General features: G+C 42.4%; 2 protein-coding genes. Both read right to left on the reverse strand.

Annotation, left to right across the window (positions count from 1 at the left end):
* Positions 1-26: 26 nt before the first annotated feature.
* Positions 27-326: a type II toxin-antitoxin system RelE/ParE family toxin gene (locus GOU96_RS18055; protein ID WP_000802134.1), complete on the reverse strand. Its 300-nt coding sequence runs from the start codon at positions 324-326 to the stop codon at positions 27-29.
* Positions 323-565, reverse strand: a complete 243-nt coding sequence (locus tag GOU96_RS18060) for a type II toxin-antitoxin system ParD family antitoxin (protein ID WP_001107720.1) — start codon at positions 563-565, stop codon at positions 323-325. Before GOU96_RS18060 ends, GOU96_RS18055 begins: the two co-directional genes overlap by 4 nt.
* Positions 566-629 lie beyond the last annotated feature (64 nt).

Here is a 629-nt window from a genome sequence, read left to right on the forward strand (position 1 = left end):
TGCGTTGTCAGCCCCTTAGTCGGGCGTTATGCGCCAAATATTGGGTTCACATCCATGCTCTTATGAAGAATTCGGATCACCCTGATTTGTTGGCTGCCGATTTGCTGATAAAAGATGACGTGGCTCCCTTGGGGAAATTTTCTGTATCCCTCTCGAATTTCATCGCATGATTTACCGATGTCGGGATTTTCCGCTAAAAGCCAAAAGGAATCATCGAATTGCTTTAAATAAACATTTCGCTGCTCTTTTCCCCAGCGTCGTTGAGTGAATAAAGCAATATCCCGTAAATCGGCTTTAGCGGCGACAGTAAGATTAAATGGTTTCATCGAATGTTTTCACTATCGAGTTCATTGATGAAGCTATCAAGGTCATAATCAGCATCACCACTTTGCTCACCTTCAACAAGTAATTGACGGAGTGACTGTAGTTTGGTTTCTTGGTTTTCGAGTAGACGTAGCGCAGAGCGAATGACTTCACTTGCTGAGCCGTAACGTCCACTTTGTATTTGGCTTGTAATAAAGCCATCGAAGTGTTCACCAAGAGTGATACTTGTGTTTTTAGCCATGAGCCTATCTCCATAAATACCAAAAAGTACCTAATTATGGTATCAAATGGCATTTTGGGCAAGG

It is taken from the genome of Vibrio sp. R-1 (assembly GCF_035615595.1).
Taxonomy (GTDB): Bacteria; Pseudomonadota; Gammaproteobacteria; order Enterobacterales; family Vibrionaceae; genus Vibrio; species Vibrio cholerae.

Coding starts and splice junctions, on each gene's coding strand:
- GOU96_RS18060 (WP_001107720.1), bottom strand. CDS start 565: ATGGCTAAAAACACAAGTATCACTCTTGGTGAACACTTCGATGGCTTT.
- GOU96_RS18055 (WP_000802134.1), bottom strand. CDS start 326: ATGAAACCATTTAATCTTACTGTCGCCGCTAAAGCCGATTTACGGGAT.